The sequence below is a fragment of the Streptomyces sp. NPDC050806 genome, from assembly GCF_055586425.1.
This window is the reverse complement of record NZ_JBVJIF010000009.1, coordinates 168820-182559: the sequence shown is the minus strand read 5'-3', so window position 1 is coordinate 182559 and position 13740 is coordinate 168820. Positions and strand designations below refer to the sequence as shown.

Below are 13740 nucleotides of genomic sequence, written 5' to 3'. Positions count from 1 at the left end.
GATCGCGTGCGACACGTCTACTCCTGCCCCCTGCGCTGGGCGGACATGGATGCGTTCGGCCACGTCAACAACGTGGTCTTCCTCCGCTACCTCGAAGAGGCGCGGATCGACTTCATGTTCCGGCTGGCGCCGGGGGACGGCAGCCCGTCGTTCTCCGGCGGGTCCGTCGTGGCCCGTCATGAGATCGACTACGTGCGTCCGCTGGTCCACCGGCACGCGCCGGTGACCATCGAGTCCTGGGTGACGCGGATCACCGCGGCCTCGCTGACGATCCAGTACGAGATCAAGGACGCCGCCACGCCGGAACGAGGGGAGACCGTGTACGTGCGCGCCTCGACCGTCGTGGTGCCCTACGACCTCGAAGCGGGGCGTCCGCGGCGCATCACGGCCGAGGAGAAGTCGTTCCTGCAGGAGTACCGGGACGACGCCGACGACAGCGGCAACGGCAGCGACCGCTCGGAAGCCGTCGCCGCATGACGGTTCTGCGCCTCGCCGACGACGGGGAGGCGGCGGACCTCGCCGCCTTCCTGTCCCGGCTGCTGCACTACGACCGGGCCGCCGCGGTGCGTCTGCAGGCGGCGCCCGGCGGAGCCGGCGACGGCGGCGTGCTCGCGGTCTTCGGCCGGCCGCCGTCCTTCGAGGTGCTGGCCATCCGCACGGCGCGGCTCGCGGAGCCGGCCCGGCTGGACGCCACCGTCTCGGCCGGCGAACTGCTCGACGGCCTCGCGGAACCGGCGGGCACGCTCGCCGTGCCCGCCGAGGTCACCGGCCCGCCGTGGGCCGGGGTGCTGCCGCCGCAGGGCGGCTGGCGCCGGGTGCCGGGGCTGCCCGCGCCCGACGCGCTGGGCCGGACGCTCGCGGCCTCGGTGGCCGAGTTCCGCGCCCGTGACGCGGAGCTGTCGCCGGAGCGGCGGACCCGTACGGAACGGGACCGCATCGGCCGGGAGATCTGGTCGCGCACGGTCGGCGACACGCATCTGCCGCTGCGCGCCGTGCACGCCGCGCAGTCCCTGGGCTTCCTGCGTCCGGTGCGCGCCGCGGTCGGCGCCGCGGGCGCCGGGCGCCTCCCGGAGCCGTACACGCTGCTCGCCGCGGGCGGCTGGCTCCGGTTCCGTACGCCGCACGGCTCCATCGCCGTCCGTACCGGCGGCCTCCAGGGCCTCTCGGTCACCCCGACCTGAGCCGACCCGGGTCACGTCCGGCGAACGGCGAGAGGCCGGGCCCCCGGGAGGGGGTCCGGCCTCTCGCCGTTCATGCCACCGGTCGTCGTCAGCCCTCCGAGTTGACCATCGAAGCGGCCGCGTACGTCATGTAGTTCCACAGCTGGGTCTCCAGCTCGGGCGCCAGCTCCAGGGAGTCCACCGCGTCCCGCATGTGCCGCAGCCAGGCGTCGTGCGCCGCGCGGTCGACGGTGAAGGGCGCGTGCCGCATCCGCAGCCGGGGGTGGCCGCGGCCCTCGCTGTACGTACGGGGACCGCCCCAGTACTGCATGAGGAACAGCGTGAGGCGCTCCTCGGCCGGGCCGAGGTCCTCCTCCGGGTACATGGGCCGGAGCAGCGGGTCCTCAGCGACGCCCTGGTAGAAACGGTGCACCAGACGCCGGAAGGTCTCCTCGCCACCGACCTGCTCGTAGAAGGTCTGGTCCTGAAGCGTGCCGCGCGGAATCTCGTTCACCCCTCCATCGTCTCAGACGCACCGGCCGAGTACGGAAGATCTAGGACCACGGGCAGCGGGAGGACGGCCGGGGCGCGGGCGTAGCACAGTGGAGGCATGAGCGGTAACGGCGCGGAACCGACACATGATCCGTACGTCGCCGAGGCCGCGGCGGCGAGAGCCGGGCTGGTGCGGCTGATCACGCTGGGCGGCGGGCTCGCGGACCCCCGCTGGCGGGCGGCGTTCGCCGAGGTGCCCCGGCATCTGTTCGTCCCCGTGTACTACGTGGGCGCGGCCGGCGGGTACGAGCGGCGGGCCGCCGATCACCCCGATCCGCAGCGCCGGGCGGAGTGGCTGCGCGGGGCGTACACGGACGGCGCGCTGGCCACCCACGTACGGGAGGGGGAGCTGGTCTCCTCCAGCAGCCAGCCGTCGCTGATGGCCATGATGCTCGACGCGCTGGCGGTCGAGGACGGGCACGAGGTGCTGGAGGTCGGCACGGGCACGGGCTACAACGCGGCGCTGCTCGCGCACCGGCTCGGCGACGCGCGTGTCACCACCGTGGACCTCGACGAGGAGATCACCGGGCCGGCCCGGGAGCACCTGGCGGCGGCCGGGTACCGGCCCCTGGTGCTCACCGGGGACGGCGCGGCGGGCTGCCCGGAGCGGGCCCCGTTCGACCGGATCATGGCGACCTGCCGGCTGCCGTCCGTGCCGCCGGCGTGGCCGGCGCAGTGCCGGACCGGCGGGCTGATCCTCACGCCGCTGGCCACCGGGCTGGTCCTGCTGCGGGTGACCGGGCCGGAGCACGCGGAGGGACGTTTCCTGTCGACTCCGGCGTACTTCGTGCGGCTGCGCGGCGGGTCCGAGGCTCCCGCGGACCGGCCCCGCGGCGCTTCGGGGGACGGTGGGCAGGACAGGGCGCAGGCCGAGACCGCCGCGCTGCCCACGGAAGCGCTGCGCGACGAGCGCTTCCACTTCCTGCGCGCGCTGAGCGCCGGGACGCTGGACCCGCAGGCCGCGTACGCGCTGTGGCGCGCGGAGCACCGGCCGGACCGGGAGCGGTACGGGGTGACGGTCGCGGGCAGGCGGCAGTGGGCGTGGCTGGACGACCCCGACGGGCCCCACCGCTGGCCGCTGCCCGGCCGGGACCGGCCCCGGCCGGGAGCGTCGGAGCTCAGCCCCGGCGGACCGTGATCGTCGTCCAGGCGCCGACGTGCACCCGGTCGCCGTCCTGGAGCGGGATCGGGACGTACGGCTGGATCGGCTCCTCGCCGCCGTTGATCGTCGTGCCGTTGGTGGAGTTCTGGTCCACCACGGCCCAGCCGCCGTCCGGCTGCTGGACCAGCATCGCGTGCTGGTGCGAGACGCCCGGGTCCTCCGGCGGGCGCGCCAGGTCGATGTCCGGCGACTCGCCCGTGCTCTGCCGGCGGCGGCCGATGGTGACCTGCTGGCCGGAGAGCTGCAGCTGCTGCTCGGGGGAGTAGGCGGGCAGGTTCAGGCCGGCGGCCTCCGGGCCGCTGCGGCCCATCATCGCCATGAAGTACTCACGGTCCGGAGCGATCACCGCGACCCAGCCGGCCGCGGTCGGCACGGGGCCGGTGCCGCCGCCCGGGGGCCACGGCTGCTCACCGGTCCGGGCCTGCTGACCCTGGTCGTACGGCGGCGGCTGCTGGCCCTGCTGGTCGTACGGCTGCTGTTGCTGCTGCGGGAACGGCTGCTGCTGCGGCTGCTCCCACGGGGCCGACTGCTGCGAGTCGTACGGGCCGGGCGGCGCCGGGGGCGCGGACTGCTCGTACGGCGGGGGCGGCGGACCGGGCTGGTCGAAGCCCTGCGGGCCCGGACCCTGCGGGCCGGGCTGGTCGAAGCCCTGTGGGCCGGGGCCCTGGGGGCCGGGACCGTGCTGGCCGGGGACGGGCGGTCCGTACGGGCCGGGGCCGCCGGGCGGTGCCGGGGCCTGCGGGGCGGCGTTCTGCGGTGCGCCGGGCGGCTGCGGGCCGCCGGGGGGCGGGAGCAGCCAGTCGTCGCCGCCCTGGGACTGGCCCTGCGGCTGCGGCGGGGGCGGCGGGCCCGCGTCACCGAAGGGCGCGGGCGGCGGCGTCGCGTCGCCGTACGGCGGGGGCGGGCCGGCGGGGCCCGGCTGCCCGCCGGGGCCCAGCGGCTCGGCGGGCCGGTTCATCTGGGAGGGGCGGGAGCCCTGGTACTCGTACTGGTCCGGCGGTCCGGGCTGGGGCGGGAAGCCGGGCGGCTGCGCGGACTGCTGCTGCGGCGCCGGGTACGAGGCGGAGGTCGAGGAGTGCGTGAGGAAGTTGTACCGGCACTCCTCGCAGAACGGCGCCATGGCCTCGCGCGGCGTACCGCACTGCGGGCACAGCTCGGCCTGGCCGGTGGCGGGACCGCCGGGGACCTGGCCGGCGCCGGGCGGGGGCTGGGGCGGCGGGAAGCCGTAGCCCCCCTGCTGGGGCGCCGGGGCGCCGGGGAAGCCGGGCGGTGGGGGAGGCGGAGGAGCGACAGTGCCCGCCATGCGGTGGCCGCACACCTCGCACCAGTCTTCGGCCACTGAGTGGTGGCCGTTCGGGCAGGTCGGCATGTCGGTATGTCCCCCTCCGTACCGTCTTCCGACGGTGTTACGTCTCGCTCGTCACTCGTGTGTCACTTTTTGACGCGAACTGTCTTGGTTGAGCGTGTTTCGAGTGTCATCTCGTCCGCTTCCGCGACCTTCGCCTTCAGCCGCACAGTACCGGTCGCGGCATCGACGACGTCCACCACCTTCGCAAGCAGTTTCGCGGTGGCCTCGTTGCCGGAGGCGCTCGCGAGCTGGACGGCGCGGCCCAGCCGGGCGGTCGCTCCGTCCGTATCGCCGGACTTGCGCGCATCGAGCCCCTGCTGGATGGCGTGCGCCAGTTCCGCCTGCCCCGTGTAATGCGCCACCTGCGGGTTGATCTGCGTCGATGCGGCCATGTCCGATGTCCACACCGCCCGTACCAGGCCCTGCGCGAGCGTCCGGGGCGCCTCGCCGCCGGGCACAGGGAGCACCAGTGCCACCCGCGCGGCCAGCATCTCCCGGCCGACACCGGCGTCCGGAACCCGTACGCACAGGTGGTAGTCGCGGGACTCGTCGCCCCAGGAACCGGTCGGGTAGACGCCGGCCCGCGGCCCGGCATCGGTGCGCCGGCCGGTCAGGTCCTCGACGGTCGGCGCGACCTGCTTCACGAACCGGATCTCCGCGCCCTGCGGCGTCCACACCCGCAGTCCGACGTCCGCGACCTCCTTGCCCATCGCGGTCTCCATCATCCGCGTGAAGTCCGCCGCCAGCCCGGCCGGATCGGCGACGATGTCGGCGCTGCCCAGCAGGGCCGAGGCGATGCCGGTGACCTCCGCGACCTCCCAGTCCGTGCCCACCCCGCGCGCGTCGCAGGTGAACCGCCCGGCGCAGGCGTCCAGCACGGCCCGCAGGTCCTCGGGCGACTCGTGCTCGTTGCGGCCGTCGGTGAGCAGGATGCCGTGCCGGATCGCCGCGTCGGAGGAGGTCAGCAGCCGGTCGGCCAGCCGCAGCCAGGTGCCGATCGCCGTGCCGCCGCCCGGCCTCAGCCGCCGCAGCGCCTCCTTGGCCTGGCCGCGGGTGGCGGGCGAGGCCTGCGCGAGGCGGCCGCCGCCCGGGTAGACCTCGGCGGCCTGGTGGGTGCCGGCGACCACCGCGAAGGCCACCCCGTCGCGCAGGGTGTCGATGGCCGCGGCGGTGGCCTCGCGGGCGTTGCGCATCTTGGCCGGCGGGTACTCCATCGAGCCGGAGCAGTCGACCATCACGACCACGGCGGCGTCCGGGGCGCCCGGCGCGGAGTACGGGCCTTCCCCGGCGCCGGCGAGCGGCCGGCCCCCCGATGTGCCGCCGCCGGTGGCGGTGACCGTGACGATGGCGTTCACCTCGCGGCCGCCCTCGGGCAGGTACGCGTTCTGGTACACCTCCGCGGAGAACCGCGGCACCGTGGACTTCGAGAAGTTGGCCATCTTTTCCGCTCCTTGACGCTCCGTCGAAGCTCGTCGGCATGCGGGCGGGCGGAAGTACCCCAGGCCGTCCCCCCGTCGGCACCTCCCCAGATGCCGGACCGTTCACTGCGGTTGCTGCGCGGCGCTGCCGCCGCGGTGACTCAGGCCGATCCTGCCCCGCCTGCGGGGACCGGGAACGGCACCAGGGCCACTGTTACGTTGTCGTGGCCCCCGCTGTCCAGGGCGTGGTGCACCAGTGTCCGGGCGCCGTGCAGCGGGCGTTCACCCGCGTCCGGGGGCAGTATGTCGGCCAGTTCGTCCGCGGCCTCGGTGTAGTTCCACAGGCCGTCGGTGCACACCACGACGACGCCGGAGCGGTCCGGCCGGAAAGCGGCGGTGTGCGGCTGCAGTTCGTACGCGTCGGCGCCGAGCCAGCCGGTGATGGCGTGGGCCCGTTCGTCGGCGTACGCCTCCGCCTCCGTCATCAGGTTGTTCGCCACCATCTGTGCGGCCCAGGAGTCGTCCTCGGTGAGCCGGGCGCCGGGCGCCGTGCGGTCGTCGGGGATCCAGTACACGCGGCTGTCGCCGATCCAGCCGACGGTCAGCACCCCGCCCGCCGCGACGGCCGCGACGAGCGTGCAGGCCGGGGCGTTCTGCCGGCGGTACGGATCGTGCTCCTGCGGCTCGTCGGGCGAGGCCGCGAGCGCGTCGACGGCCTTGGCGGCGGCCACGATCGCGTCGTGCATGGCCTGTTGGGGCTGCGGTTCCCGGGGGAGCGCCGCCACCAGCGCCTCGGCCGCAGTCTCGGCCGCTGCCTGCGACGCGTCGTCGGGCCTGGTCGCGGAGGAGACGCCGTCGCAGACCACGGCGAGCACGGCCGGGGAGCCGTCGGTGAGCGTGGTGCCGGCGACGGCGAAGAAGTCCTCGTTGCGGTGGTGGCGGTGGCCGCGGTCGCTGACCGCCGCGACCCGCCCCAGCTCCCGCTCGAAGTGGTCGCGCTCGCGGGGCTGGGCGTGGCCGCAGTGCTCGCAGTAGCCGTCCTGGTCCACGGTGCCGGTCCGGCACGCGGCACAGGACGTTGCGGCGAACGTCTCGCGGGGGTCGGCGGGGGCCTCGGCAGGGGGCCCGGCCGGGCCGGCCTCCGCGGCCGGTGCAGGGGCGGGCGCCGGCGGCGCGGCCGGCATGGGGGGCACCGGCGCGGGAGCCGCCGGTGCCGGGGCGGCCGGGGGCGCGGCGCCGGGGTCCGGCAGCCGGGTCTCCGGCGCGGGCGGCGGCGCCGCCCGGTACGCCTCGTCGGGCCGTCCGGCCCCGGAACCGCCGTACGCACCGCCGGGCACCCCCTGGGGGCTGAGCGCGAGCGTCGGGTGGTCCCCGGCCGCGGCGTTCCCGTCCGCCGTGGCGGAGAGTTCGGCTCCGCACACGCCGCAGAAGTTGTCCCCCGGCTCCAGCGGCTCGGCACAGCCCGGGCACCGGGAGGGACCTGTCACTGCCATCTCACACCCACGTCCTGGGGCGGAAGCGGTTGGCCCGTTCCACCAGTTCGATCCTCTCATCACCGCGCTGGGCCAGCCTGGCGAGCAGCCGGTAGGACCGCTCCAGGCCGAAGCGCAGTCCGCGCTCGTCCAGCGCACAGCCGAGCAGCACGGGGCGGCCGTCGGCCGGCCCGCCCGCCGCGTCCGGCGGGCCGGGCACCCGCTCCCCGGCTCGCCCGGACAGCACCCAGTCCAGGGCGCAGCCCAGCACTTCCGTCGTCAGCGTCTCCCGGCGCTGCGCGTCCAGCCCGAAGTCCGCGAGCCGCTCGATCTGCCCGGCCGCGGCCCGCAGGTCCGCCAGCAGCGGTTCACCGGCCGGGCGCTGCCGGAGCCGGGCCCGCACCGCGGCGATGCGGGCCGCGGTGAAGTGGATCGAGGACTCGGGTACGGCCTCCAGGGCACGTACGGCACCCGCCCGGTCACCGGCCGCGAGCCGCACACGTGCCAGCCCGAACGCCGCGCTCACGTAGCTGTGGTCGGTGGACCACACCAGGTGGTAGTACTCGGCGGCGTTGTCCAGCTGGCCCAGTACCTCGGCGCAGACGCCCAGCGCGAGCTTGGGAGCGGGCTCGCCGGGGAACGCGTCGTACACCGCGTCGAAGGACAGCGCGGCGGTCTCCTTGTCGCCGGTGGCCAGGGCCACCAGGCCGCGGTTCCAGACCACCCGCCAGTCCGACGCCCACTCCGCCAGCGGGTCCGTCTCGATCTCCCGCAGCACCCGCCGGGCCTCGGGCCCGTCGCCCATCTCCAGCCGGGCCCGCAGGTCGCGCAGCCGGACCTCCAGCGAGTCGGCGGGCGCCGAGCGGAGCGCGGCGACCAGTTCGGCGGGGGCGGCGGCGAGCAGGCCGGCCAGGAAGCCGGAGTTCGGGTCGCCGGGGTCCACCCGCGGCGCCGGCAGCGCCAGCACGGTGGCCGAGGTGTCCAGGGTGCGCAGCACGGGGGCCGGGCGCCCGTATCCGGGCAGCGGGGAGACCTCGTACGACATCTGCGCCGGGATCGACGGCGTGTCCGGTGCGGCGCCCACGAGCCCCGCCGTCGGTCCCCGGCCGGGAAGGGCCGCGGCCGGCTGTCTGCGCCGGCCGGGGCGGCGGGACGGCGCGGCCCGGCCGCCCAGCAGCGAGGTGTCGCCGTCCACGGCCGGCATCAGCTCGGTGTCCACGACGCGCAGCTCGGGCCCGAACAGCTGGGACAGCGCGGGCCGTTGCTCGCCCGTCTGGAGCGCCACGACCTCCCGCAGCACGCCCGTCAGCTGCTCGGCCATCTCCTCGGCGTCGGTGAACCGGCGCGCCGGGTCGGGGTCGGTGGCGCGGACGAGCAGCCGGTAGAAGGACTCGTACCGGCGGAAGACCTCGATGTGCTCGGGGTCCGGCAGGGAGTCCGCGAAGACGTTGGTGTAGCCCTGGAAGTCGAAGGTGAGGACGGCGAGGGTGCGCGCGACGGTGTAGAGGTCGGAGGCGACGGACGGGCCGACCTCGGCGACCTCCGGTGCCTGGTAGCCGACCGTGCCGTAGATCGCGCTCTCGTGGTCGTCCATCCGGCGGACCGCGCCCATGTCGATCAGCTTGAGCTGGTCGTTCTGCTGGATGGCGTTGTCGACCTTGAAGTCGCAGTACAGCAGGTTGCGGCTGTGCAGGTGGCCCAGGGCCTCCAGCGCCTCGATGCCGTACGCGCAGGCCTGCTCGACCGGGAGCGGGTCGCGCCTTCCCTGGGGCGTGCGCCGGTCGTTGGCGATCTCCTTGAGGGACTTGCCGCCGACGTACTCCATGACGATGTAGCCGTCGAGGCTGCCGGTCGCCGGGTCGAGGTGCTCGACGAAGTTGTAGATCCGGACGATGTTGGAGTGCTCGATCTCGGCGAGGAAGCGGCGCTCGGAGACCGCGACCGCCAGCGCGTCCTCGTCGCCGGTGTCCAGCAGGCCCTTGAGCACCACCCACCGGTCGGAGACCGCGCGGTCCACCGCGAGGTAGATCCAGCCGAGCCCGCCGTGCGCCAGGCAGCCCGCGACCTCGTACTGGCCGTGCACCACGTCACCGGCCCGCAGTTTCGGCACGAAGCTGTACGGGTGGCCGCACTTGGTGCAGAACCCCTCCGTACGGCCGGGGCGTCCGCTGCGCGCGCGGCCCACCGGCGCCCCGCAGTCGCTGCGGCTGCAGAATCGCTTGCGCTCGGGGACCTCCGGGTTCTCCAGCACGACCGTGCGCGGGTCGGGCCGGGGCACGTCCGGCACCGCCACCAGCCCGGCACCGAGCCGCCCGCGCCCCGCGCCGGAGGCGGACGTGGAGCCCTGCCCCGAGCTTCCGCTGCGCACGGACACCAGCTGCGTCGAAGGGCCGGACAGGGAGCGGGAGAGGCGCCCGGACACCGAGCGCCGGGAGCCGGCGGAGCGGGCGGAGGACGAGGAGCCGGAGCTGCCGGAGCCCGGTGCGGACCCGGACCCGGCGGAGGAGCGGGCCGCGCCCGCGACTCCGGTCGGCGGCGAGGCCACCATGCCGGTCCGGGAGACGACCGGGGCCATGCCGCAGGTGTCGCAGTACAGTTCGCCGTCGCCGACGTCCTCGTACGTGCCACCGCACTCCGGCCGCTGGCAGGCGGTGTCCGGCGCGCCGCTCATGACTCCTCCTCGCGGTCCTGCTGTCCGGCCGCCACCGCCTCGGCCACCGCGTGCTGGTAGCGCAGTACGGCGTGTTCGGCGGCGCGCAGGTCGCAGGGCGCGCTCCACAGCATCCGGCGGGCGATGTCGTACCGCTCGACCAGCAGCAGGTCCTCGGCCAGGCCGTGCCGCGCCACCTTGGCCTTGTACGCGTCGAGCCGGCCGCGCAGCTCGGCGCGTACGGCCAGCGGCGCGGTCACCGCGGTCAGCGACTCGCGGGCCCGCAGCAACTCCTCCTCGGCGCGCTCCTCCAGGCTCTCCAGCAGCGGCGACAGCAGGTGCCACTGGGAGCGTCTGCGGTGGTCGGCGGCGGTGGCGAGCTGTTCGTGCAGGGCGGCCGACGGGCCCGAGACGGCCGGGACCTCGGACGCGGCGATCTTCGCCAGCACCTCGCCGCGCGCCTGCCGCGCCTCGGTGAGCGTACGGTCGGCGCGCGAGAGCAGGTCGCGCACCTGCATCAGCCGCCGTTCGGCGTCCTGCCGTACGGCGAGGACCGCCTCGATCTCGCGCCGTACGTCCTCCAGGGCGCGCGCCGCGCGGTCGTACCGGCCGGTGTCGGGGCGGCCGCCGCCGGGCGCGGCGCTGGCGTCGGTGGCGGGAATCCAGAAGGCGAGCGGGTCGGTGAGCACCTCGGCGCGCAGCCGGTCCAGTTCGCCGGTGATGTCCTCCAGGTCGTCGCCCGAGGGGTGTTCGCCGGGGCGTACGCCGACGGAGTGCGCGAGGGAGCGGGTGCGGCGCAGTTCGGCGGCGAGCAGGTCGATGCGGGCGGGCAGCGCGGTCCATACCGAGTCGGCGCTGACGATGACGTCCAGGGCGCGGGCGTACAGCCCGTTCATCCGGTCGACCAGCGTCTCCAGGCTGAGGTGTTCGCTGAGCCGGCCGGGGCTGCCGGCGGCCGATCCGCCGGAGACCGTGACGCCGTTGCCGCGGAGCATGTCGGTCAGGGCCGCCAGGTCGTCCTGGGAGAGCCAGCGGCGGCGGGCGCGCAGGTCGCGGGCGGCGTCCAGCGCCGCGGTGTACGCCTCGAAGTGCGCCCAGAGCACGGTGATCTGCCGCTCGGCCGTCGCCCAGCGGTCCTTGGTGACCCCGGTCAGCTCGGCCCCCTCCAGGAGGCGGCGGCCCGCGTGGTCCTGGAGTGCCAGCAGGGAGGTCTCGATCGCCTCGTGCTCGGCGACGAGCCTGCCGAGGGCGCGGTCCACCTCGTCGCGGCTCATGGCCGGGGCGGGTCCAGGGACCCCCATCGATCACCTCTCCAGAGTGCGTGCGGTGCGCTGCGGACGGCCGGAAGCGGGGCGCGTCCGGCCGGGCCGGTCAGTCGCTGTACTGCGGGGCCGGCGGGCCGGAGACGCCCGGCAGGTCGGCCTTGAGCCACTTGTCGTACGCGGTCGTCCAGGGGCTGTCGGTGCCGCCTTCGCGGTACTCCTCCAGCACCTTGTTCACCCGCCGCACCAGGTCCTCGTCCTCCTTGTTCATCGCGATGCCGTACATGTCCGTGCTGAACGGCTCGCCCTTGAGCTCGACGGTCGGGTCCTGCGCGGCCTGGCCGGCGGCCAGCGCGCTGTCCGTCACGACGGCGTCGGCCTCGCCCAGCTGGAGCCGGACCAGGCAGTCGAGCTGGTTCGGCACGGTCATGACCGTCGCGCCATGATCCTCCCGCTTCAGCTCCTGCTCGCCCGTCGATCCCTTCGCCGTGCAGATCTTCTTCCCCCGCAGCGAGTCGTCGAACGCGTCGATCGACGACCTCTTCGGCGCGAGCACCTGCTGGCCGGCCTTGAAGTAGGCGGTGGAGAAGGCGACCTGCTCCTTGCGCTCGCAGTTGATCGTCATCGTGCGCACCACCATGTCCACCCTGCGCTGCCGTACGGCGTCGATGCGCTGGTTGGTGGGGATGGCCCGGTACACGATGTCCGGGTCCGGCCCGAGGATGTCCTCGGCGACGGCCTTCGCCAGGTCGATGTCGAAGCCGATGAGGTTCCGGGGGTTGTCGGGGTCCCGGTAGCCCCAGCGGTAGCTGTTCTGGTCGACGCCGACGACCAGCCGGCCCGCCTTCTTGATCCGCTGCACCGCGTCGCCGTCGGCGGCGGAGGGGCGCAGGCTCTCCGCGGCGTTCTCCGCCGTGCAGCCCGTGGCGTCCGTGGCGGCGGGGGCGGCCACGGCGGTGCGGGGCGGCGCCGGGATGGGGGGCCGGGGCGGCACGGCGGGGGCGTTGCTGAGCACCGGCACCAGCACCGCAGCGGCGGCGGCCATCACCCCCATGCCGGCGGCCACCGGGGCCAGCGTGGAGCGGAGGTCCGCCATTCGCGCGCGCATGCTCGTCCCCGCCCTCTTCACCGGTACTCCGACAGCCTGCGGCCGATGCCCAGCACCGCGCCGGCGGCGGCCAGCACGGCCAGTACGGCGGCGCCCCCGGCCAGCCCGGACAGCGCGCGCCTGCCGCCTTCCGCCGCGTCCCGGAACTCGGCCTGCTCGTGCCGGAGCGCCTGCTGGAGGGCCGCCTCCACCTTGTCGAACGACTCCTTCGTCGGCCGGTCCTTGCCGATCACCTTCGCCAGCGCGCCCTCGTAGTCGCCGCGGTCGTTCTCCGCGCGGGCCTCGGCGTGCCGGGACTGCCACTCCCGTACGTTCTTCAGGGCCTCCCGCACCGGCGCGCGGCCCGCCTCGTCGTCCGCCAGCGCCAGCGCCTCCCGCAGCTTGCCGCCGGCCGGCGCCCCGGCTCCCCTCCCCGCACCGGCCAGGTCCCGCATGCCGGCGGCGTACTCCGTCTCGTAGAAGTCCCGCTGGTCGCCGCCGGTCACCTTGCCGCCGCGCGCCACCAGCGTCAGGTTCTCGTCGCCGCGTGCCTGGAGCGTCGCGATGCGCGCCTCGTTCAGCACCCGCAGCGACCTGGCGCCGTGCTCGATGGAGTCGTCCAGGCCGGCGCGGGCCACCGCGTGCCCGCCCGCCGTCCACAGCAGCACCACGGCGGACGCGGCCGTGGCGAGCAGCAGCCCGTGGTTGAACACCCGGTTCGTCCGCAGGTAGTTGCGGCGCTGCGCCCAGCCGAGCCCGCCGATCGCCACCACCCCGGCGGCCAGCGCCACCCAGGGCCAGGCGGTGGCGTCGTCGTGGTCGGCGTCGAGCCGGCCGGTCTCGGTGACATAGAGCCGGCGGGCAGCGGGCAGCAGCTGGGTGCGCATCCGGTCGTTGGCGTACTGGAGGTAGGCGCCGCCCACGGGCAGGCCCTGGCGGTTGTACATCCGGGCGGTCTCCACCAGGCCCGTGTACCGCGGCAGGGCGTCGTTCAGCCGCTCGATCTGCTCGCGGGCCGTCGCCGAGCCCTGGGAGTTGGCGGACGCCCGGACCAGCAGCCGCGCCGCGGTGGCGATGTCGTCGGTGTAGCGCTTGCGGGACGCCGCGCTCTCCCGGTCGCCGGCCAGGAAGCCGCCGGCGGCCGTGGTGTCGGCGTCCGCCAGCGAGCGGTAGATGTCGGCCGCGTCCCGGCTCAGCGGCTGGCTGCTCTCCAGGACGTCGCTCGCGGCGGCCGACCGGTCCGTCACCTGCCAGGCGGTCAGCGCGCCGAACAGCACTACCAGCGCGGCGAGTACGGCGCCGATGACGCGCAGCCGGCCCGGCTCGGTGGTCGCGGCGGCGCGCAGCCGCCGCAGTCCCTCGGCCCAGACGGCGCGCTCACCGGACGGCGGCGGGGGCTCGGCGGCAGGCGGGGCGGCCGCGTCCGGCTCCGGGGCCGGCGCGGGCGGTGCCGCGCTGCCGGTCGGCGGATATGACACGGAACCTCCCCCTCGGTCGCTGGACGTGCACCCGCGACCCGGGCCACGGACAGGGGTGCATGGCCAGCAGTATGGCTGCAGGGACCGGTCGCCACACCGGTATTGCCACGATCTTGTTCGGATCGCGATCTCGTTCGGGTCCCGCGCCCGG

General features: G+C 75.4%; 11 protein-coding genes. 3 read left to right on the top strand and 8 right to left on the bottom strand.

The features are described from left to right. Positions 1-6: 6 nt before the first annotated feature. Entirely contained in the window at positions 7-477 is a 471-nt protein-coding gene (locus ACZ6WH_RS28045) for an acyl-CoA thioesterase (RefSeq protein WP_469731605.1), read from the top strand. Beyond that, complete coding sequence (locus ACZ6WH_RS28040) at positions 474-1181, top strand: DUF8010 domain-containing protein (RefSeq protein WP_469731603.1); 708 nt, start codon at positions 474-476, stop codon at positions 1179-1181. The genes ACZ6WH_RS28045 and ACZ6WH_RS28040 overlap by 4 nt, the downstream gene beginning before the upstream one ends. An 88-nt stretch (positions 1182-1269) precedes the next feature. On the opposite strand, the gene ACZ6WH_RS28035 is transcribed toward ACZ6WH_RS28040, so the two are convergent. Continuing rightward, the gene (locus ACZ6WH_RS28035; RefSeq protein WP_361566550.1) at positions 1270-1674 is read right to left on the bottom strand and encodes a globin; all 405 of its coding nucleotides are present in this window, start codon (positions 1672-1674) and stop codon (positions 1270-1272) included. Between the two features lie 96 nt (positions 1675-1770). On the opposite strand from ACZ6WH_RS28035, the gene ACZ6WH_RS28030 reads away from it, so the two are divergent. Beyond that, complete coding sequence (locus tag ACZ6WH_RS28030) at positions 1771-2850, top strand: methyltransferase domain-containing protein (RefSeq protein ID WP_469731601.1); 1080 nt, start codon at positions 1771-1773, stop codon at positions 2848-2850. Here ACZ6WH_RS28030 and ACZ6WH_RS28025 read toward each other — a convergent pair. The 7 genes from ACZ6WH_RS28025 to ACZ6WH_RS27995 form a co-directional block, all read right to left on the bottom strand. Further along, positions 2831-4243: an FHA domain-containing protein gene (locus tag ACZ6WH_RS28025; RefSeq protein ID WP_469731599.1), complete on the bottom strand. Its 1413-nt coding sequence runs from the start codon at positions 4241-4243 to the stop codon at positions 2831-2833. The genes ACZ6WH_RS28030 and ACZ6WH_RS28025 overlap by 20 nt on opposite strands. A gap of 62 nt (positions 4244-4305) precedes the next feature. Further along, a complete protein-coding gene (locus tag ACZ6WH_RS28020) occupies positions 4306-5661 on the bottom strand; it encodes a vWA domain-containing protein (RefSeq protein ID WP_469731597.1) in 1356 nt (451 codons plus the stop codon). Between the two features lie 140 nt (positions 5662-5801). Then, positions 5802-7133: a PP2C family serine/threonine-protein phosphatase gene (locus ACZ6WH_RS28015; RefSeq protein ID WP_469731595.1), complete on the bottom strand. Its 1332-nt coding sequence runs from the start codon at positions 7131-7133 to the stop codon at positions 5802-5804. Between the two features lies 1 nt (position 7134). Beyond that, entirely contained in the window at positions 7135-9783 is a 2649-nt protein-coding gene (locus ACZ6WH_RS28010; protein WP_469731594.1) for a serine/threonine-protein kinase, read from the bottom strand. Further along, positions 9780-11036 (bottom strand): hypothetical protein, encoded by a 1257-nt coding sequence (locus ACZ6WH_RS28005; RefSeq protein ID WP_432854485.1) that lies wholly within the window; start codon positions 11034-11036, stop codon positions 9780-9782. Before ACZ6WH_RS28005 ends, ACZ6WH_RS28010 begins: the two co-directional genes overlap by 4 nt. A gap of 97 nt (positions 11037-11133) precedes the next feature. Continuing rightward, positions 11134-12132: a glutamate ABC transporter substrate-binding protein gene (locus ACZ6WH_RS28000; protein WP_469731592.1), complete on the bottom strand. Its 999-nt coding sequence runs from the start codon at positions 12130-12132 to the stop codon at positions 11134-11136. A 17-nt stretch (positions 12133-12149) separates the two neighbouring features. Further along, positions 12150-13589, bottom strand: coding sequence for a hypothetical protein (locus tag ACZ6WH_RS27995; RefSeq protein WP_469731590.1), 1440 nt, complete (start codon positions 13587-13589; stop codon positions 12150-12152). Positions 13590-13740 lie beyond the last annotated feature (151 nt).